The organism is Altibacter sp. (assembly GCF_019913785.1).
In the GTDB taxonomy this organism is placed as follows: domain Bacteria; phylum Bacteroidota; class Bacteroidia; order Flavobacteriales; family Flavobacteriaceae; genus Altibacter.
Window position 1 is genome coordinate 93,742 of sequence record NZ_JAIOHK010000063.1, and the last position, 20,029, is coordinate 113,770.

The 20,029-nt window shown below is 33.9% G+C and carries 18 protein-coding genes and 1 tRNA gene; 13 read left to right on the forward strand and 6 right to left on the reverse strand.

Annotated elements, in window-relative coordinates:
* Positions 1 to 57: 57 nt before the first annotated feature.
* From K8F54_RS11660 to K8F54_RS11680, 5 genes are all read right to left on the reverse strand, one after another.
* Positions 58 to 1,257 carry a DegT/DnrJ/EryC1/StrS family aminotransferase gene (locus K8F54_RS11660; RefSeq protein ID WP_290791118.1) on the reverse strand — a complete coding sequence of 400 codons (1,200 nt, stop codon included), beginning with the start codon at positions 1,255 to 1,257 and terminating at the stop codon, positions 58 to 60.
* A 197-nt stretch (positions 1,258 to 1,454) separates the two neighbouring features.
* Positions 1,455 to 2,078, reverse strand: a complete 624-nt coding sequence (locus K8F54_RS11665; RefSeq protein ID WP_290791120.1) for a hypothetical protein — start codon at positions 2,076 to 2,078, stop codon at positions 1,455 to 1,457.
* A gap of 2 nt (positions 2,079 to 2,080) precedes the next feature.
* The gene (locus tag K8F54_RS11670) at positions 2,081 to 2,701 is read right to left on the reverse strand and encodes a hypothetical protein (RefSeq protein ID WP_290791122.1); all 621 of its coding nucleotides are present in this window, start codon (positions 2,699 to 2,701) and stop codon (positions 2,081 to 2,083) included.
* A gap of 28 nt (positions 2,702 to 2,729) precedes the next feature.
* A complete protein-coding gene (locus K8F54_RS11675) occupies positions 2,730 to 3,338 on the reverse strand; it encodes a hypothetical protein (protein WP_290791124.1) in 609 nt (202 codons plus the stop codon).
* A gap of 117 nt (positions 3,339 to 3,455) precedes the next feature.
* Entirely contained in the window at positions 3,456 to 4,091 is a 636-nt protein-coding gene (locus tag K8F54_RS11680) for an NAD(P)H-dependent oxidoreductase (RefSeq protein WP_290791130.1), read from the reverse strand.
* 384 nt (positions 4,092 to 4,475) lie between these two features.
* Between K8F54_RS11680 and K8F54_RS11685 the strand changes: the two genes are divergently transcribed.
* From K8F54_RS11685 to K8F54_RS11745, 13 genes are all read left to right on the forward strand, one after another.
* Positions 4,476 to 6,056, forward strand: coding sequence for a sigma-54 dependent transcriptional regulator (locus K8F54_RS11685; protein WP_290791132.1), 1,581 nt, complete (start codon positions 4,476 to 4,478; stop codon positions 6,054 to 6,056).
* A gap of 86 nt (positions 6,057 to 6,142) precedes the next feature.
* Positions 6,143 to 8,200, forward strand: coding sequence for a PAS domain-containing protein (locus K8F54_RS11690; protein ID WP_363299759.1), 2,058 nt, complete (start codon positions 6,143 to 6,145; stop codon positions 8,198 to 8,200).
* Positions 8,201 to 8,242: 42 nt separating this feature from the next.
* Positions 8,243 to 10,372, forward strand: coding sequence for an ATP-binding protein (locus tag K8F54_RS11695; RefSeq protein WP_290791135.1), 2,130 nt, complete (start codon positions 8,243 to 8,245; stop codon positions 10,370 to 10,372).
* Between the two features lie 30 nt (positions 10,373 to 10,402).
* Positions 10,403 to 10,780 (forward strand): response regulator, encoded by a 378-nt coding sequence (locus tag K8F54_RS11700; RefSeq protein ID WP_290791136.1) that lies wholly within the window; start codon positions 10,403 to 10,405, stop codon positions 10,778 to 10,780.
* 76 nt (positions 10,781 to 10,856) lie between these two features.
* Positions 10,857 to 11,246 (forward strand): acyl-CoA thioesterase, encoded by a 390-nt coding sequence (locus K8F54_RS11705; RefSeq protein ID WP_290791138.1) that lies wholly within the window; start codon positions 10,857 to 10,859, stop codon positions 11,244 to 11,246.
* Positions 11,247 to 11,482: 236 nt separating this feature from the next.
* Positions 11,483 to 12,427, forward strand: a complete 945-nt coding sequence (locus tag K8F54_RS11710; protein ID WP_290791141.1) for a nuclear transport factor 2 family protein — start codon at positions 11,483 to 11,485, stop codon at positions 12,425 to 12,427.
* 134 nt (positions 12,428 to 12,561) lie between these two features.
* A tRNA-Ser gene (locus tag K8F54_RS11715) sits at positions 12,562 to 12,646 on the forward strand.
* Positions 12,647 to 12,887: 241 nt separating this feature from the next.
* Positions 12,888 to 14,108: a site-specific integrase gene (locus K8F54_RS11720; RefSeq protein WP_290791143.1), complete on the forward strand. Its 1,221-nt coding sequence runs from the start codon at positions 12,888 to 12,890 to the stop codon at positions 14,106 to 14,108.
* Positions 14,109 to 14,169: 61 nt separating this feature from the next.
* Positions 14,170 to 15,192 carry a hypothetical protein gene (locus tag K8F54_RS11725; protein ID WP_290791145.1) on the forward strand — a complete coding sequence of 341 codons (1,023 nt, stop codon included), beginning with the start codon at positions 14,170 to 14,172 and terminating at the stop codon, positions 15,190 to 15,192.
* Positions 15,193 to 15,276: 84 nt separating this feature from the next.
* Positions 15,277 to 15,594, forward strand: a complete 318-nt coding sequence (locus K8F54_RS11730) for a helix-turn-helix domain-containing protein (RefSeq protein WP_290791147.1) — start codon at positions 15,277 to 15,279, stop codon at positions 15,592 to 15,594.
* A 2-nt stretch (positions 15,595 to 15,596) separates the two neighbouring features.
* Positions 15,597 to 16,886, forward strand: coding sequence for a BT4734/BF3469 family protein (locus K8F54_RS11735; RefSeq protein WP_290791149.1), 1,290 nt, complete (start codon positions 15,597 to 15,599; stop codon positions 16,884 to 16,886).
* 527 nt (positions 16,887 to 17,413) lie between these two features.
* Complete coding sequence (locus tag K8F54_RS11740; RefSeq protein WP_290791151.1) at positions 17,414 to 17,914, forward strand: hypothetical protein; 501 nt, start codon at positions 17,414 to 17,416, stop codon at positions 17,912 to 17,914.
* Between the two features lie 25 nt (positions 17,915 to 17,939).
* Positions 17,940 to 18,818 carry a hypothetical protein gene (locus K8F54_RS11745; RefSeq protein ID WP_290791169.1) on the forward strand — a complete coding sequence of 293 codons (879 nt, stop codon included), beginning with the start codon at positions 17,940 to 17,942 and terminating at the stop codon, positions 18,816 to 18,818.
* A gap of 596 nt (positions 18,819 to 19,414) precedes the next feature.
* Here K8F54_RS11745 and K8F54_RS11750 read toward each other — a convergent pair.
* Positions 19,415 to 20,005, reverse strand: coding sequence for a hypothetical protein (locus tag K8F54_RS11750; RefSeq protein WP_290791172.1), 591 nt, complete (start codon positions 20,003 to 20,005; stop codon positions 19,415 to 19,417).
* Between the last annotated feature and the right edge of the window lie 24 nt (positions 20,006 to 20,029).

The window sequence follows — 20,029 nt, forward strand, 5'->3', positions numbered from 1 at the left end:
GCAAGTAAACCAAACACAATGAAATTACAATCCACGGCTTGGAATTTACGGCGTATGTTAACTACTAAGCACCTTTTCTATCGTTTCTTTCATAATAGTTGCGCGCTCTTGAACTTCTACCTCGCTCCAACCTATTTTGATTAAAGAAGAAATCGTTCTGCTCATCCAGGCATCACTCTTAGAGAAATCGGCTGTTTTTAGATCCTGCATCCGGGCTCTAATTTCTGAAGGCAGGCGGCCCATGGATTTCAGTTCTTTCAAGTGATTCCACCCTTTGATATAATGCCAGTTGTTCGTATACCAATAAAAGCAAGCATCTACTCCTGCTTCACCCAATGCCTTATGTACTTTTTTGGCAAGGTCTTCGGTAGGCAAAAAGAAATTTAAAAAAGAATAATTCTCTTCGCCACCTTCCGGCACACGTCTAAAGGTCACGCCTTCAATAGTGGAGAGGGCCTCTCGGATTATCGAATAGTTTCGTTTTTGTGTTTTTAGAATTCCGTCAAGCTTGTCCAACTGTGCCAAACCTACTGCCGCATGCAATTCTGAAATTCTGAAATTATACCCTAAATAAGGGTGTGATTCAGCACCGCGATCATTTCCCACATGGTCGTGACCATGGTCCTGAAACTGATCTAATTTTACGGCGTACTGCTCGTTATTGGTAATAATACCGCCACCTTCACCACAGGTAATGGTTTTTACAAAATCGAATGAAAAACATCCCAAGTCGCCAATGCTACCCAAGGGCTTGCCTTCATAGGTACCTCCTAAGGCCTGACAAGCATCTTCCAGCAAAATGAGTTTATGATTGTTGCAGAGGGCCTTTAAGGCCTTCAAGTTAGCCATGGAACCACACATGTGCACCGGCATCACGCATCGTGTATTTGGCGTGATTGCTGCTTCGACCGCTTTTGGATCCAAGGTCAATGTATCATCTATATCGACCAATACCGGAACAGCGCCCAGCATCATAATCGATTCGAAACTGGCAACAAAGGTAAACGTAGGCATGATTACCTCATCCCCTGCTCCAATTCCGGCGGCAGCGAGTGCCGTGGTCAAAGCCGAAGTCCCACTGGAAACCAATTGACAATATTGCGATTGCATACGTTCGGCGAAGGCCTTTTCAAATTCCTTGGCTTTCCAGTGGCCATTTCGCATACCATCAAAACCATAGCGCATGAGCACACCACTTTCTAAAACATCACTTACTTGTTTGCGTTCTTCGGCGCCAAAAATTTCAAATCCGGGCATATCTTGTCTTAATTTTGATTGTTAACTATGATCTAAAGGGTGTAGATGAATGACAAAGGTAAGCGTTGCGTTGTCAATTCAAAATTGGTATTCGATTTAATTTATAGTAAATAAATTAAAACATAGAAAGAGATGCTAGACCTAATTAAAAGCCGTTGTACAAAGAAAAGAGACTAAAAACGTTTAAAACTTTCCGCTCAACTGCGAAATTTTATAACGATCCAACGTCCTAAACCATCCGAACCAGCATCATCGTCGTATACAAGGTCGATAAATCCTTCTCCACTAATTGAAAGTTGTGAAGTGGCTGCAGTCAATATTCTATTTTGAGGTAGTGCCAATGGACTGTTCTCCAAAATACTTACTCCAGCCGTTTCTGAAAAATAAAGTGACACATGTCTCCCATTAACACCTCCTGTGATCCCAGCAATATTTGCACTCACTAAATACCCATAAACTCTAATGAATGTGGCCCTCGAATTAATGCCGGATGACCCCAAATCAAGATCTAGGTTATTAATGGTACCTCCAGCTAATGGACCCAGGTTAAAATCACCCACAGTCCCAGACACCGGTGCAGTGTCTAGACTATTATCTATAATAATAAGATTTGCCCCAAGGTCAGTTCTATTTAGAGATCTGGAAGAAGCCGTTCCTGTGAGTGAGATTTCATTGGTAGTCCCAACTGGCAATTGATTTATTCTAACTGTTCCATTCACATCGAGCGTCGCTTGAGGATTAGATGTTCCAATCCCTACTTGAGGCGATGCCGTAGAAGAAATGATAGAGAATATGACGAAAAATACTACTCTTGTTTTCATAGTTAGTCGTGTATTGATAATAGAATCCAGCGTTGTGCATTGCCGTCATAAATAAATTCCACACTTCCGGTGCCGGCGAGTGTTTCCGAACCGGCAAGAACCTTCATCCTATTCCTCGGTAAGGAATTTAAACTCTTAGGGTCCGATTCATCGATAAACACAATATTCTTGGTCACCGAATTATAAACGAACAAATGTTGTCCATCAACCCCATCATCTATCCCTGTGATTTTTATATTAGAAGGAAGCGCTATAATATTTATCACAGTCTTTCCTTCATTTATTTCACCCGAACCCATTTCAAGATCTATATTATGAACCAAATTTCCGGGACCCACCGAAATTCCAGACAAATCGGTATCCCCTATGCTGTAATAGATACTTCTACTTAGTTCGAGTCGATTGTTCTCTAAGGTAAGCTGATTGTCTAAATTCAGAATAGTTAGGTTGCCTACATCATCGGCCCCAACAAGGGAAGTGGAATTTTCTAGTGGTTCCAATCCTTCTACGATGAGATCCCCGTTAACTTCTAATGTTTCATGAGGAGTAAGAGTTCCAATCCCTACTTGTCCATACAGATTACAAACCAAAAAATACAGTAAAATGGATATAGTTCTGTTCATAATTAAATATTTGAATTAATAAAATGAATTAGCCCCGTACATTGACCAAGATCCATTTTTCAATGGCCCCATCGTATATAAACTCTGCCACACCCACATTGTTAATTCCTATGTTTGCTCCTGATCCCGTTATAATTTTATTTTCAGAATCACTGGCAGCATTAAGATTATAAAAGGTCACACTTTGAAATTGAGAATTATAGAAATAAATGATACGCCCATCATAGCCGCCGGCAAAACCAGTTACCACATAACCAGATGTCTCTCCTGTAAACCGAATGACCGTTTTATCCTGATTCACATCTCCTAATCCTATATCGTAATTGTTATATTGATTTACGGAGGCCGTGATCGATTGATCTACATCTCCAATCAAAAAGATATTCGGGTCGACCGATTCGGTGACCTCCAAGGTGCCATTGGTAATATTAAAGGTAGTTCCTAATTCAAATTCTCGTGTTCCACCATTCTGAACAACACCTACAAGTCTAGTGGCTGATATGGATAAATTAGGTTCAAATTTTAGGTTGCCATTCACATGCAATGTAGCCTGTGGATTTGTGGTATTTATTCCAACATTTTGAGAAAATGAGACGAAAAGGGGAATGACGAGCAACACATAAATAGTAATCTTCATGTCTGGAATATTTAGGCGATAAACCTAAGTATAATTCCTTACAAAACAAACAATTATTGCCTTTTTTTCCGATTAAGTGTATTATTTACTCGATGAAATGCATTTTTTGTTAACATATCATAAATTTATGATGACTTCGTCTATTCCTCTTCTAACTTTCTTGAAATTGGCGAACATATCGTCGTCTGATCGATACCCAATGGGCAATACCAATACCGATTTCAGTCCGAGAGCATTTAATCCGAGTAAGGAATCATAGCCCTCAGGCTCAAAACCCTCAATAGGACAGGCATCGATCCCCTCTAGTGCGCAGACGGTCAATATATTCCCCATCGCTAAATAGGCTTGTTTTTCCATCCATGCATCAATTGACGCCGAGGATTTTTCAGAAAAATCGTCTACTAAAAAAGTTTCAAATGGTTGCAAGATCGCGCGAGGAGTGTTTCGGATTTCCTCTACACGGTCAAAATAATTCTCGATATATTTTGCCGTCAATTTGGTTTCAATACAAAAGACCAACACATGCGAAGCATCTTGCACTTGCTTTTGCTGCATGGTTAATGGAACCAATTTCTTTTTTATTTCAGTATTGCCAATTACAATCATTTTAAGGGGTTGTAATCCATAAGAGGTAGCCGTAAGATTGAAGGATTCCTTTAAAATATTCAGTTTTTCTTCGGAAAGAATTTTAGACGGGTCGAATTTTTTACAGGCGTAGCGCCATTGAAGTCGTTCAATTATATTGGAAGTCATTTACTGTATCTTTGAGAGCAAATTTAAGAATACTTGGACGATTGGCGAAGCATATCGCATAATGATGCCTAATAGTAGCAAAACAAAAAACTATGTCGGAAATAGAAATCTTCAAAGACAGAAGCGAAACCAGAAGTTCTAAACCCAACTTGCCATGTATCACGCCTAATCTTCACGCCAAACAAATTGGCCGGCTAGTACGCTATTGAATCGATGCGGGTGTATTATTTTTTCGAGCACAAAATTGACAGTTTCACTTTTGCTTCTGGAAATTAAGTTTTAATAATTCCTTTAATTATCATATATTCAGCATAATTTACAAGGCGTTTCTCCTCAATTAGTTCTAGTCCAATAATTTAATATCCAATTGACGCATTTAGCAGTATGAAAAGTATACTCATAGTAGATGATACCTTTGAAAATCTATATTTACTTCGTGTGATCCTTCAAAAAGGAGGATTTACAGTATTTGAAGCTGAAAATGGGGAACAAGGCCTACGAATACTTCATGAAAATAAAATCGACATGATTATATCGGACATTCTGATGCCGGTAATGGATGGTTATATGTTTTGTCAGGCATGTAAAAAGCATAAATTATTTCGAGAGATTCCATTCGTTTTTTATTCTTCAACCTACACCGCCAAACTAGATGAAGACTTTGCTTTAAAACTTGGTGGGGCTAAGTTTTTACGAAGACCTATGGAGCAAGACGAATTAATGCGTGAAATTCAAAGTATCTTCAATACGGATAATTTTAAAGCGAAAACCGGAAAGAACATACAGGTTACCGATAAAGAAGTGCTAAAATTATATAGCGAACGTCTGGTAAATAAATTAGAACTTAAAAATATTGAACTTGAAAATGAAATTCTTGAACGCAAAAAAGCAGAAGAAAAATTAATTTCAACAAACGAGCAGCTTTCTAAGGCAAATTTAGAGCTAGTTCATTTACGAAAACAACTGGAACAAGAAAATGTTTATTTGAGAGACGAACTGGATTTGGTATTTAACTATGGGGAATTAGTATATGGCAGTGCTGCATTTGCAAATGTGCTTGCACAGGTTGAAAAAGTGGCCCCAACCGATGCTACCGTTTTGTTACAAGGAGAGTCCGGTACCGGAAAAGAATTAGTAGCCAGAGCCGTTCACAATGAAAGTTTACGAAATAACAAACCCTTGATAAAGGTTAATTGCTCTGCAATACCGAGAGAACTTATAGAAAGTGAGTTTTTTGGACATAAGAAAGGATCGTTCACAGGGGCGATAAACGATAAAGTGGGTAAGTTTGAGCTGGCAGATGGAGGCACTTTGTTTTTGGACGAAATTGGTGAATTACCCATTGATATGCAGCCAAAAATTTTAAGATTTTTACAAGAAGGTGAGATTGAAGTGGTTGGTGGTACCGAGATAAAGAAGTTAGATGTGAGAGTCATTGCTGCCACAAATAGAGAGTTAAAAAAAGAGATTTATAAAAAGCGTTTCAGGGAAGATTTATATTTTCGTCTAAACGTATTTCCAATTATTATACCTCCATTAAGAGATCGAAAAGATGATATTCCTTTGTTAGTGGAGCATTTTGTCGACAAGTTTAATAAGGCGTATTTAAAGAATATTAAGTATATCTCGGATGAAGCAATTAATAAGCTCAAGGCGTATCCCTGGCCTGGGAATATTAGAGAACTAGAAAATTTAATTGAAAGAGCTTCCATTTTATCGACAAATCAAACCTTAATCATTCCGGGATTCGAATCGAAAACCCAAGCTTCTAAACAACTTATCGCTGCCAATAAAAACGATTTAACGCTAGAAATGATTCAGAGAAGTCATATAATTCAAGTTTTGGAACAATGTAACTGGAAAATAAGCGGAGCAAAAGGAGCGGCAGAAATATTAAATTTGAAACCCAGCACATTACGAGATAAAATGACCAAACTCGGCATAAAAAAGCCGCGTAAGAAATAAGACATCCGGTTGATATTCCAAGTTGCGAAATAGGATTTGGATGCTATTTTCATAACTTGCCGGATACCCCAAATAGTTAGTACCCGATGAACATATACATCAGCATATTTTTAGAATTCTTACTAATCTCCACTAGTATTCTATTCCTATTTAAATTTAGGAAAAAAATGGGCTTAGCTCCCTTGTACATTCTTTTAGGAACTGTTCAATATATACAGGCACTTTCAAATACAATGGTAGCCTTTGAAATCTTCGACAGATTTACCATATATCCCGGCTCTGTCATTTTATTCTCTGCGGTCTTATTTGCTGTTTTATTAATTTATATAAAGGAAGGTGTTACCAGTGCACGCATGCTTATTATTGGAATTATTATTTCAAACCTCGTTTTGTCTGCACTTTTTGGAATCACTTACCAACAAGAACTTGTGCTTGGAAATAATCAAGACCTCAATGCTGTTTCATCCTTTTTAATTAATTATAAATTTTTTATTGTAGGCACGGTCATATTGCTAGTAGATTTCATTTTATTGGGGATCATTTATCAATTTCTGATTTCAAAAATCAAAAAATTGAATTACTTGCTAGTGCTCTTTATTTCCTTATTGTCCGTTTTAATTTTCGATGCTTTCGCCTTTAATATAATTCTCCGATATGATTCTCCCGATCTAGTAAATTCAATAGTTGGTCATATCATAGGCAAATCTTTTTCGGCACTTATATTTTCAGTGATCCTATATGTTTATTTAAAATTTGTTGATGATGATAAAAAAAACACTGCCTTTATCGCCAATCAAAACAGAGATGTTTTATCAATTCTTACATATAAACAGAAGTTTCTAGACCTACTAGTCGAAAAAAAACAAGTTGAATCAAAATTGACCTCTCAACTTGAGACTACCTTACATAATATTTCCGATGGATTTGTCTCACTAGACACTAATTGGTGTTATACCTATGTCAATAAAAAAGGGGCCGAATTTTTAGGAAAATCACCCGAAACTTTAATTGGCAAGCATATTTGGACCGAATTTCCCGAAGGTGTTGACCTCCCGTTTTATAAGGCATACTATAAGGCCGTGGAAACTCAAAAAACAATCTACTTTGAAGAGTATTACGAACCCTTTGACCGTTGGTTTGAAAACAGAATTTACCCATCACCCGACGGGCTAACCATTTATTTTACCGATATCACAGCGAAAAGAAAAGCAGAATTAGCTTTAAAAGAAAGTGAAAATCATATTAGAACCATATTAGAAACCGAACCTGAATGTATTAAGCAATTGAGCACTAAAGGCGAATTAATTTATATGAATCCTGCAGGATTAGCAATGATAGAAGCAGAAAATCTTGATATGGTCAAAGGACACTCTATTTTAGGTCTCATACTGCCCGAACATCAAAAGGCGTTTAAAGAATTAAATAGTAAAGTTTTTAAAGGACAGTCAGGTCGCCTTGAATTTGAAATAAAAGGACTTAAAGGAACCAAGAGGTGGCTCGAAACACATGCAGTGCCTTTTAAAGATACAGATGGAAATATAATCTCATTGCTTGGAGTAACAAGGGATGTGACCCATCGAAAACTGGCAGAAACTGCTTTAATAAAAAGTGAACAGTACTTAGAAAACATCATTAATAATATTGGAGACCCTGTTTTTGTAAAAGATGAACAGAGTCATATACTACTCGTAAACGATGCTTTTTGTAAAATATTTAACCTTTCAAAACAAGACATCATCGGAAAGACTTTGGCAGAAAACGTTCCATCGCAAGAAAGAGAAAGTTTTTTAAGTATCGACAGACATGTGCTTGAAACCGGTCTTGAAAATGTTAATGAGGAGACCCTAACCGTAAATGCCAATGAAACACGAATAATTTCCACGAAAAAGACCCGGTTTATTGATGATAGCGGCACTAAATTTCTAATTGGAACTATTAGAGATATTACAGGACGTAAGAAAGATGAAGAGGAGTTAGAAAAGCACAAAAATAATCTTGAGGAAATAGTGAAACTCAGAACTGAAGAGGTTAATTCTAAAAACACTGAATTACAACGCATGAATAAATTGTTTGTTGGGAGAGAATTAAAAATGAAAGAACTAAAGAATATTATACAAGAGTTGCAGTTTAAAAAAGATAGTTAGATATAGCATGAGCGTGAAAAAACCATTCAATTTTGTTTTAGTATGAAGAGCAACCCATTTTATCTTTTCTTTAAAAGGCCTTTGGTAGCGGGTTTCTCAACTTTTATAATACTCCTTTCTATTAGTCAATACATTGCCTATCAGAAGTACTTGATTAATGAAAATGATCAAAAGAAAGAAATAGACAATCAGGTAAACCTAATCAAAGAGAAACTGCAGGCATTGGTGATGTACAGCTATTCGACAACAAAAACACTGGGGTACATTGTTGAAAGAAATGGTATACCTCCAGATTTTGATAGCATCGCCATCAAATTATTAGACAAACAAGAATATTTTGACGCCGTGCAATTGGTGGATGGCGATGGTTTTATCACACATGTTTATCCATTAAAGGGAAATGAAGTAATAGGTTTTAATATTATGAAAAGTGCTACCGCTAGTAGTGGAGCACTAGCTACCATTGAAAGAAAAGATTTTTTTATAGCAGGTCCCGTTCACCTAAAACAAGGGGGCGTGGGTATAATAAGTAGGCACCCTATTTTTATTGATGACAAATTCGCAGGATTTTCGGCCGTTATTACAAAGCTTTCCACCTTTTTTGAGGATTTGAATATAGACACATCAGGTGACAATCAATTTATTTATCAGCTTTCCAGAGTTAATTTTGAAACGGGTGAAGAAAATTATTTTTTAGAACATGATATGTCGGCATTTAAAGATTTTGCGGTCCCCATTAAATTGTCATTCGGTGAATGGAAGCTTTATGTGGTGCCAATAAAAAAAGGCCTTAATACAGGAATATGGTTCGAATTAATTGGATTTATACTCACTGTCCTTTTTAGTTGGGGGGCTTGGTATTTTACAGGACAATCGGAACGGATAAGCAAATTAATCAATGTGAAACTAGTCGAACAAGAATCTCAATTAAGTACGCTTCATAAAACCTCCAAAGCACAAATAGAAAAAAGCGAGCTGTTGTATCGCAGCCTAACTTCCAATGCTCCGGTTGCCATTTTTAATACAAATGAATTCGGGGCCTGTACCTATGTAAATGAAGAATGGATGAAATTTTCCGGCATGAGTTTTTCTGAAGCAATGGGAGTGGGCTATCAAAATGCCATACATCCCGACGATAAGGAAAGGGTATTGAACGAATGGCAAGAATCGATTGTTTCTGACACCGAGTTTAAATCGGAATTGAGATTTCAGGATAAGTTAGGCAATATTACATTCCTTGCGGCGAAAGCAACCAAGTTGATCGATGCAAATAATAATTTGCTTGGATACATTGGAATCGCATTAGACATCACAGAAAGAATTGATACGGAAAAGGAATTATTACTTTATAAAACAGACTTAGAGAAATTAGTGAGTTTGCGAACCGAAGAGCTCAACGATAGCAAAGAAGCTTTATTAAACCTATTAGAGGACTTAAATTCTCAATCTGTCGAGCTGGAAAAAGAAAAAGTAAAGGCGCAGTCGGCCGATTTGATGAAATCTGCCTTCTTAGCGACCATGTCACATGAGCTTAGGACACCTATGAATTCGATCATTGGATTTACAAGTATCTTATTGCAGGAATACGCGGGGCCCTTAAACGAGGAACAGGCCAAACAATTAGCCATGGTTAAAAATAGCGGCCAGCATTTACTAAATTTAATAAATGACATTTTAGATATATCAAAAATTGAAGCCGGTGAATTGGTCGTATCGATGGTTGAATTTGATTATGTAAAAACACTTACCAACACTATCGATTTTATTGTACCTCAGGCTTCAAAGAAAGGAATTGAAATTAAAACAGAAATTTCCGAAAAAGTGATAAAAATTAAGAGTGATAAAAGAAGGGTCGAGCAAATTCTATTGAATCTAATTTCAAATGCTATAAAGTTTTCTAATAATGGAACCATCCTCATCAAAGTAGATAGCAGAGATAATACACTCGTCACTCAGGTTATAGATGAAGGAATTGGAATCAGTAATTCAGATTTAAATAAGTTATTCATGCCTTTTATCCAACTTGATGGGGGTCTCACGAGGAGTCATGAAGGTACCGGGTTGGGGTTAGCAATTAGCAAAAATTTAGTGGAAAAGCTAGGTGGAACTATTTCTGCAAAAAGTGAAGTAAATAAAGGAAGTACATTTACATTTAGCTTACCTATAAAATAAGACGTATTAATTTAACAAATCCATAAATTAATGAAAACAAATATTTTAATAATCGAAGACAACGAGCAGAATATGTATATGTTGTCCTACCTCCTTGTTAAAAGTGGGTATCATGTAATTCAAGCATTTAATGGAGTTGATGGGTTAAAATTGGCTCATGACCATAAACCGGAGATTATTTTAATTGATATTCAATTACCCGATATGGATGGCTATGAAATTTGTATTAAATTAAGACATAATAGTATACCTAAAAATACAACAATTATAACAGTAACCTCTTATGCAATGGGTGGAGACAAAGAAAAATCTCTGGAAGCCGGTGCCAATGGTTATATAGAGAAACCTATAGATCCTGAAACTTTTGTGGCGAAAATGGAACGTATTCATCAAACCAAAGAAAAATAGTACAAAAGTCATAGCACTTGTGGACGACAATTCGGAACAGATAAAAGCACGCCTACCAATAGTAAAACAATAAACTATGTCAGAAATAGAAACCCGCAAAGACCGAAGCGAAACCAGAATATTTAAAGCGGTATTCCCTAATACTACCAATCATTACGATACGCTATTTGGAGGAGCAACTTTACATTTGATGGATGAGGCCTCTTTTATTTGCGCGACGCGTTTCAGCAGAAAAAAAGTGGTAACGGTTTCAACAGATAAAATAGACTTCACCACCCCCATTCCACAAGGATCCATCATAGAATTAGTTGCCAGAGTGGATAAAGTGGGTCGCACCAGCTGTGTGGTAAAAACCGAGATCTTTATGGAAGACATGTACAGCACCAAAAGAGAGAAAGTCGTAACCGGCTATTTTACCTTTGTGGCGGTGGGAGAAGATAAAAAACCCATTTCAATTATCGATTAAGTAGGTGTTCTCGTACAGTTTTAATACCATTCAACCTGTTTTTTTGATTAATTATCTGAATTTTAATCACTTATATCGGATTCAGATCTAAATTGCCTATCTTTAAAATTATCGCAGGTTACTTCAGCCTGCTAATTTTATGTTATCCCCATTTCGATTAAAATTGTATTTGAGCTTTTAAAAAACGAAACAGGTAAACAGCCTGCTATATATTTTACTAACCAAAACCATTTAACATGAAGAAAATTTTAATTCTTTCGGTCATGATGTTTACCATCATTGCCTATTCGCAAAAAAAGAAAAACGGAACTGTTTATAACGAGCATCCTGCCATTACCATGGTGGAAGCTTTGCAACAGGCCAGTATTGTTGGAGACACCATTAAAGTAGCTATGTATTTAGCAGATGATTTTAGGTATTTCGATGGCACGGCCGACAACAGAGACTTTGAAGGCACCAATAAACAACAATTTATAAATTGGACAAAGTGGAACAAAAAGAACATTGCCTATGGCAAAGTATTCCGCCAAGGAAGTGCCTATCCCGATGCTATCGAATACAAGGATGATGAGTCGGGATTATGGGTCCAAACCTGGGATGTTCAGCGTGGTATTCATGAAAAAACCGGTGTGAAGATTGACCGTCCGGTGCATACCTTATATCGCGTTAATGCCGATAACAAGGTAGCAGTAATGATTGAATATTCGGAAAGTCCTTTCCGCGAGATTAGAAATAGTAACGCTCCCAGAACCAATGGAACCATCTACAACAATCATGAATATATTAACAAGGTCCGCCGAATGATGGGTGCCCTTGAAAATAACGACTTAGACAAGGCGTATAGTTTTTTTGATAAGGATGCGCGTTTTAGCAATATAAATATGCCCATTGGAGAGTCGCATACACTTGCCGAAGACCGGGAAGGTTTTACCAAAATGATGGAAACCTATGAAATTCAGAGTGTCGATGTTAGAGGTTATCCAGACTATATGGAATACGAACAAGACAATGCGAAAGTAGTCTACTCTTGGTGGAACATACGGTTACTAAGAAAAAAGGATAAAAAAGAGTTTGTGGTACCTGCCCATTATTCGCATCGCTTTAACGATGAGGGTATGATAATTGCTGAAACCGGATACTATAGTTTAGTTCACTTTGAAGATAAAAAAGAGAAAAAATAGACATTTCAAATTTATAACTAAAACCCATACAGCACTGTATGGGTTTTTTATGTTACACAATATAGTTCGCGTCGAAATTATTAATCAAAAGATTTTAAAGAGTAAAAAAAGGTGCTATATTTGCAGCCGCTAAAGGAGAAATGGCAGAGTGGTCGAATGCGGCAGTCTTGAAAACTGTTGAGGGTCACACCTCCGGGGGTTCGAATCCCTCTTTCTCCGCTGATAGAGTTGTCATATGACACTTTAAAAGTCAAAACCCTTTAAACATTACGTTTAGAGGGTTTTTTGTTTTTGGTATATAGTCAAAATACACATTATATATCAAAGTTAAGTTACCCTATAGGTTACCCTTAAAATTCGTTAGAATTAGGGTAACTCTTTCTTGAGGGAATCCTTGGGAATCCCTAGCTAACCCCCTGTTTTACTGATAATTTTGTCTAATATTTAAATTAGTAAAACTATGATTAAAACATTTTTCTATCTAAAAACTGACAAGCAAAACAATAAAGGAGAGTCACCCATTTATGCCAAGATTAAACTGCAAGGTAAAACAAGAACTCTAAGTACTGGCAAATTTATTAATAAGGAACGCTGGAAATCGACCAACAAGCTAAAGAACACGCTCCGTTTAAATACTGAAAAGATAACCAAATCAACGATAGACTTACTAGAAACAAAAATTGAATCTATTTATTTAGAACTATCGAAGAGTGACCCTAACACAACACTAGACGATGTAAAGAATAAACTAAATGGCAAAGCAATAGGAAAAAGCGAAATAGACATCCTTAAGCTATTCCAAAGACACAACGATTATTTTAAAAGAAAATTTGAGAATGGAGAACGTAGCAAAGCATCTTTACAAAAATACAATAGGGCGAAAGATTTATTAACAAAATATATTAAGGTAAAATACGGAAAAACATCATTCCCTATTTCTGACATTGACAATCAATTTGTGTATAACCTTGAATCATATTTGAAATACGAATCTACGTTTAATAGTAAAGTTGGTATTAGCCATAATTCGGTTGTTAAGTATTTCCAATGTTTCAAAACAATATGTAAATATGGCATTAAAAGAAACCTAATAATATCTAATCCTTTTATCTGCTACGATGAAAAATTAAAAATAAAGGATGCTGTATTTCTCACTAAAGATGAACTTGAAAGAATTGAGGCTAAAGAATTCAGTTCAGAAAGACTAAATAAGGTCAAAGACATCTTTTTGTTTTCATGTTATACGAGTTACGCTCCTTGTGATGTGAAGAACTTAACTAAGAATAATCTGATTAAAGATTCGGAAAATTCATATTGGATTATAACTAATCGTGCCAAAACTAATATAAAATCAAATGTCCCTGTATTGCAACCTGTCATGCGAATCATTGATAAATATACTTATTTGAATGGGGATAGATTACTTCCTAAAATAAGTAACCAAAAGATTAATGAATATTTGAAAGAGATTGCCGATTTATGTAAGATAAATAAAAAATTAACTCACTATGTTGCAAGACATACGTTTGCTACGACTGTTACTCTGGGCAATGGCGTTGGAATTGAAAGTGTCTCAAAGATGATGGGGCACACCAGAATATCAATGACTCAGCACTATGCTAAAGTTTTAGATTCTAATGTAAAGAGGGATATGAACAAATTAAGACAGAAATATATATAGTTAAGCATTTTATTTACTTTAGAAGCTCTCAAAGTTGAGAGCTTTTTAAAATTATTGTCTTATGAAAAATATTTTTGAAATAAATGCTGAGATTGAAAAAATCACTAATCCTGTAATTGAATATCATCACCATTACCAAAATATTATGTTTTTTGGGGACTGGGTAAGTGAAATAGATTACACATATTTTATAAAATGGCAAGAAACCATCAAGAAAAAAATCAATGATATTGCTGATTTAGATAGTCCTAGTAAAGTGAAATTTCTAAAGGTATTTCATCAAGACGTTTTACAAAAGTATAATGAACAGCTTAAATTAAATTTTAATGAATTGGACACTCTTAAAGCTAAATTGAAACAAAAATATGTTTCAGAAGGGTTTATTAGAAAACCTAAAAAAAAGAGCAAAGAAGTTTATTACTCTCCAGATTCACATGATGATTTTGATTACATACTAACAAAAATGTCTGAAATATTTGAACTTGAAAAATTTGACATATATAATGATGATGAATGCGGTGGTCCAGAAGGGTTGAAAGATATTTTACAAGATGAAGTACTTTCAAAATTAAAAGTTGAAGATGACCAATTAGAAAGTTTATACTCCTATGTTCATTTATCTGTTTGTCTAGAATTAACCCGAGATATGCTAAAAAACATAACTCAACACCTCGATTCAATTGTGAATTATATTAAGAAACTAGAAAATTTTGAAGAAGACAAACTAACATTAGATGAGGTTTATGACAATGACCCTAATAATCTAAAACTTGAATTTAAAATTAATAAGTTGGATGTTGCTCTATTTTATAGAGTTTTTCATGATGTTGGGATTATAGAGGTAGATAATAAAAACCAGAAAAACCCTTATACGAATCTCAAAAAATACATTGATAGTTCAAACATGTATTACATGGAGAACAAAAAAGTTGATAAGGTTAAAAATATTAATAAGGAGTTCTCAAAGTTCCTTAATGATAACAAATACGAAAAACACGAGATTAATCTAATTGAACTTCTAATATCAAAACTAAAATCAAAAAAAGAAGAAATTGAAGCTAATTCAGAAGAAGGTCTTCTTTAATTAATTTGAGGGAATGCTAGGGAATCCCTAGCTATACTTGACGAAATCCCAGAAATTTGCTGAATAATAATTTAAAAGCATATTATGGGAAACAACGATTCGCACTTAGTTCTATTATCGATAGACAAATTACAAAGTCTATTAAATCCAGTATTAAATAAACTGGTTGTAATTGAGAAATACCTCAACAATAAAGCAACTACACATAAAGTAGGTTACTACCGAAATAAAGACCTAAAAGAAAAATTAGGTCTTTCTCCTAACACTATTATAAAATATAGAGAATCTGGCGTCATTCCATTTACAATGATTGGTGAAGTGTACCTTTATCCTATTAAGCAAATCGATGATATTCTTAAAATGAACTCTAACTGGGATTTATTCCAAAATAAGGCTAGTTAGATATGTTTCAAGTAACAAAATATAAAAATATTAAAAGTTCAGATGTAGAAGATACATTGGACATTGCTGAGGTATTTAAAATTATTAAAGAAGGTGATTCAGCTTTAAATCATATAAAATATGCTAGAAGTTTTAATAAAGGAAGTGAAGACTATAATTCAATTAAAGCAAACCTAATACCAACATTCCGATTTAATTTTCTTTTTGATAGAAAGGCTTCAAATAAGAACATAACTGAACCTACAGGCTTGATATTTATTGATGTTGACAATACTGACACTATACTTGATAATGACTTTATTTTTGCTAAATGGAAGTCTATTTCTTTAAAAGGATATAGCATTCTCGTGAAGGTAGATAACTTAACAGTAAATAACTTTAATGACACATATGATAATATATCATCATTATTAAAGATTAATTCAGATATAGGGGCTAGAAAACCTACTCAGCAGACTGTTCAAAGTTATGACCCTGACATCTATATAAATTATGATGCTAAAACTTATAATTGTGCAGAAATTAAAAAAGTACCATCCGCTATTAAACAAAAAAAAGAAAAAAAGTGTTTAACTAGGAATGAGACTTTTTTACCAGTTTCTCAAAATATTAAGATTAGGTTTAACAATATTGATGACTACTTCACTGATAATAATTCAACATATATAGTTTTCAAGGAAGAAAAAGAAAAACTTTGTATTCCGTTTATACCAAGAAAGGTAGAAGAAGGAAATAGAAATAGTTATTTGTTTATTTACTTATCACAGATAGTAGCTCTAAATCCACATATTAATAAAGCCTACGTAAAAGCTATAGCAGATAGTGTAAATTTAAATGTGATGCACCCAGAACTTCCAGAAAGTGAATTAAATGACATAATTAATAGCATTTTTAAAATCAAAGAGTCCGATGAATTAGAGATGTTCTATAATAAAGAAAGGAGAATCATATTTAATCCTAAACAGAAATTACCTTTTAAAGAGAAAATGAAAATCGTCAATAAAGAATTAGGTAGTATGGCAGCAGATAGGACAATTGAAAAAATATATGTATGTATTGAAGAATGGGACTTTCAATCTTATAATAAAATCAATCAGGTCAAGGTAGCCGATTTAATGGAGCTTCATGTTTCAACCATAAAAAGATATTGGAGCAACTTTAAAGCCTTTGTAAAGGAGCTTAATGATGACTATAAAGGTAGTTTAATAGGTGACGGAACAGAAATGATAGAATGTAGAATAGACTATTCCAATTTTTATCTCAATGAACCACAATTGAAAAAATCTGCATAATTTTTCATATACGTGTCAGCCATTTGAAAAACTTAATTAGACTCAATACCACCAAGACAAATAATGAGAACACCAATTGAAGCAATAATCCAATCAAATCTAATTGTGTTACAATTGGAGATGGTTTATTCTTAAGTTCGGTACTTTTAAATGAATTGTACCAATGTTCAGCTTCAAGGTCATATCTCAATCTTGTTGTTGATGAATTATCATTCGGTCTCCATTTATAGTCTTGTCTTTCTCCTTGTGTCATAATCCTAAGTTTTACACAGCAAATATGGTGTATTTTATTAAAATTGCATAATAATATATTTGAAAACCAGGTAGTTATACAATAAAGTTAAGAATAGAGTCAGCACAGATGAAGAAGAAAGTATCTATTGTGATAGATAATGTCCTGAATAAATAAATTTAGAATAAAGTCAGTGAAGGTTAAGCAAATAAATATTTGTATTTCTACTTTCCGAAATATAAATATTAAAAATGATTAGTAACTTTAAGGTTCATTAACTTGATAAAAAGAATAAATGAAAAAAATAATTATACTATTAACAATAACTTATAGTTCATTAAACGCTCAAATCATTACCAAAATAGAGGGTGTTAGTTTAAATGCTCCTTGTGAACTTGAATATACCAGAAATATTGGTAATCAAAATAATTATAGTTGTCCTTATTTATATAACAATGATGAAAAGCTAGACAACTATTCTATTACAGTCACAAACCTTCAAACAGAAATGAATGGCTTAAATGATAGCAGTCTTAATGAATTTAAAAAAACATTTCTTGAAACGATTGAATCAAATTCCAAAAACAATGGGGAGTCACCTAATTTTATTCTTTTAAATAATGGTATTAGTGCTGTCAGTAGTATATCCTATCTAACTTATGGCGAGCAAGAATTTAAAAATATTTCTATCTCTTTTCTTTACAGGCAAAAAAGTTTTATTGTTAACTTAACAACTAATAATTTTTATAGAAAAAACGAAATATCAGAATTAGCAGATAGGATATTAATCAGATAAAAAGTAATCTAATTGACGAAATTCTATGCGAAAATTAATATTTATTCTATTTACCATTCCTTTATTTTTCTTTATTGGTTGTAATAAAAAAGAAAAAAATATTCAAAAACCTTCTGAAGAATTAATTGCCATTTATGTTCAAAATCAAAAATATGATTTTCAAGATATAATTATCTTAGGTAAAGTTATAGGAGATTCTATTGAAAAGATAACAGATTGGGACGATAATAAAGCCGATTATGTTGTAAACCGCAAACCATATTTAGAGAAATATTCTAAATACTTTATTAACCAAGATAAAGTGGTTCAACAAATTACAATTGATGAAATTATTAGCAAAGATTTTCAGTGCAGTCCTTTGACAGTTGGGCATAGTAATAAATTTCATTTGAGCATTAAAAATGAGTTTAGCTTAGCAACTAATGACTCCAATTTCAAAAATTTACTTAATGACAACATTATTAATCTCGACAGTAAATCTTTGAATATTGTAAAAAGTAAATTATTAAATGCCTTTAAGGATAAAGAAATTGATATAACTTCTGGATTTGATAATAACTTCAATGAAGTATACAAACCATTAGACATTGATATTCTTCAATCTGTTGATTTAAATGGCGATAGTGTTGAGGAGGTATTGGTTAAAGCGACTGTTGGAAATATTTACGAGAGAAATACAGTACTATTAGTATTTAATATAACTGAAGATTATATAAAAGAGGTTGGTGAAATCGACTCCTGGTCCAATGGTTACAATTTGATTGGTGTTACCGACTTTAATAATAACGGAATTTATGAACTCGTATTTCAAGGTGTTGGTTATGAATCCATTGGATTTGAAATATATGAAATTCAAGATAACGGATTTAAGAGACTACTTAACACGGTTCCATATGGATGTTAAAATAAGTAGTGAATAACAAAGTTGTTGAGGTTTAATGCTTAAATAATTCTCTCAAAATTTTCAGAAAAATATTTTTTACATATCCGACCAATGTATATACAAGAATATTTTTGACCCTATTATAAGAGAGGATACGAGGTCCCATTATAAATTTTTCCAATTATTGGGTTGGATTTAGACACCACTCCCTATGTAACCGTCCATATAAGCATAAAAACGACAATTCAACCATAGTATATACTTTAAAAACGGTGCTAGTTCAGTGCAATATGGTACCGTTAAACATATTTATAATATTTGGCTGAGGTTTATACATTTCTCACATATTTATATATAAAGAAATGATATGGGAAAACTACCAACAAGCATGAATAATGAAGTCGTAATTTTTAGGTTGTCAAAAAAATTAAAGGATAAATTAAATCAATTGGCTAAAAGAAGCCACGGTACTTCATCCTCTGTAATAAGGTCTTTAATTGAATCAGAGTCTAGGAGATATTAAATCATTAGATAATTCCAGCCGTTTTATTGATACTTTAATTTTAGTGTGGCACAAACCCCGTTTTAATTATAACCATTGTTAGTGGTTCTCATATTTATTTTTCTTCTTCTTTGTCTCGATTTAAAAATGTGATTTCAATATTGTCTGCAATAAAAGGTTTTTTTGAAATGCGTTTCAGTATGTTGTTCCAAGTATCAAGTGCATCTCGCTTTATCAACCTTTCCTCCAAGTCCAATTGTTCGTTCTGTACTTTTATTCGTTTTTCTTTAGCATCGAATTCTGCCTTTTCTGTTTCAGCTTTTAATTTTCTTTTTTCCAAATTCCAATTTTGAATTTTCTGAACAGATTGAAAGATAAGCCAAGGAATTCCCGCTGCACTGGCTGCAAGAGGTATAATAACCTCAAGACTTAATGGGGAATTGTGATTAATTGAGTGTAAATAAAGCTTGTGCTCCCTTTTTAAAGGGCGTCCTTTTCGGTAATAAAAGAATTGAGAAAAATTATAATTTTCATAATCTTCGATTGTTGAAAGAACAAGCAGGTCATTAAGAAGATTAAGGTCGTAGAGAAAAGAGGAAAGTGTTTCTATTGTGACTTTGTCTTGTCCAGCAATAGTGTACTCCCCTTTTTCTTTAAAATTGAAGCTTATTTTAACGTCCGAGTAATAGTAATAATAGTAATACATTCTTTAGATTTTAATGCCTGCCAA

What these genes read in the sequence shown, in the direction of transcription:
- K8F54_RS11660 (WP_290791118.1), bottom strand. Translation starts at nt 1,257, where the DNA reads ATGCCCGGATTTGAAATTTTTGGCGCCGAAGAACGCAAACAAGTAAGT.
- K8F54_RS11665 (WP_290791120.1), bottom strand. Translation starts at nt 2,078, where the DNA reads ATGAAAACAAGAGTAGTATTTTTCGTCATATTCTCTATCATTTCTTCT.
- K8F54_RS11670 (WP_290791122.1), bottom strand. Translation starts at nt 2,701, where the DNA reads ATGAACAGAACTATATCCATTTTACTGTATTTTTTGGTTTGTAATCTG.
- K8F54_RS11675 (WP_290791124.1), bottom strand. Translation starts at nt 3,338, where the DNA reads ATGAAGATTACTATTTATGTGTTGCTCGTCATTCCCCTTTTCGTCTCA.
- K8F54_RS11680 (WP_290791130.1), bottom strand. Translation starts at nt 4,091, where the DNA reads ATGACTTCCAATATAATTGAACGACTTCAATGGCGCTACGCCTGTAAA.
- K8F54_RS11685 (WP_290791132.1), top strand. Translation starts at nt 4,476, where the DNA reads ATGAAAAGTATACTCATAGTAGATGATACCTTTGAAAATCTATATTTA.
- K8F54_RS11690 (WP_363299759.1), top strand. Translation starts at nt 6,143, where the DNA reads ATGAACATATACATCAGCATATTTTTAGAATTCTTACTAATCTCCACT.
- K8F54_RS11695 (WP_290791135.1), top strand. Translation starts at nt 8,243, where the DNA reads ATGAAGAGCAACCCATTTTATCTTTTCTTTAAAAGGCCTTTGGTAGCG.
- K8F54_RS11700 (WP_290791136.1), top strand. Translation starts at nt 10,403, where the DNA reads ATGAAAACAAATATTTTAATAATCGAAGACAACGAGCAGAATATGTAT.
- K8F54_RS11705 (WP_290791138.1), top strand. Translation starts at nt 10,857, where the DNA reads ATGTCAGAAATAGAAACCCGCAAAGACCGAAGCGAAACCAGAATATTT.
- K8F54_RS11710 (WP_290791141.1), top strand. Translation starts at nt 11,483, where the DNA reads ATGAAGAAAATTTTAATTCTTTCGGTCATGATGTTTACCATCATTGCC.
- K8F54_RS11720 (WP_290791143.1), top strand. Translation starts at nt 12,888, where the DNA reads ATGATTAAAACATTTTTCTATCTAAAAACTGACAAGCAAAACAATAAA.
- K8F54_RS11725 (WP_290791145.1), top strand. Translation starts at nt 14,170, where the DNA reads ATGAAAAATATTTTTGAAATAAATGCTGAGATTGAAAAAATCACTAAT.
- K8F54_RS11730 (WP_290791147.1), top strand. Translation starts at nt 15,277, where the DNA reads ATGGGAAACAACGATTCGCACTTAGTTCTATTATCGATAGACAAATTA.
- K8F54_RS11735 (WP_290791149.1), top strand. Translation starts at nt 15,597, where the DNA reads ATGTTTCAAGTAACAAAATATAAAAATATTAAAAGTTCAGATGTAGAA.
- K8F54_RS11740 (WP_290791151.1), top strand. Translation starts at nt 17,414, where the DNA reads ATGAAAAAAATAATTATACTATTAACAATAACTTATAGTTCATTAAAC.
- K8F54_RS11745 (WP_290791169.1), top strand. Translation starts at nt 17,940, where the DNA reads ATGCGAAAATTAATATTTATTCTATTTACCATTCCTTTATTTTTCTTT.
- K8F54_RS11750 (WP_290791172.1), bottom strand. Translation starts at nt 20,005, where the DNA reads ATGTATTACTATTATTACTATTACTCGGACGTTAAAATAAGCTTCAAT.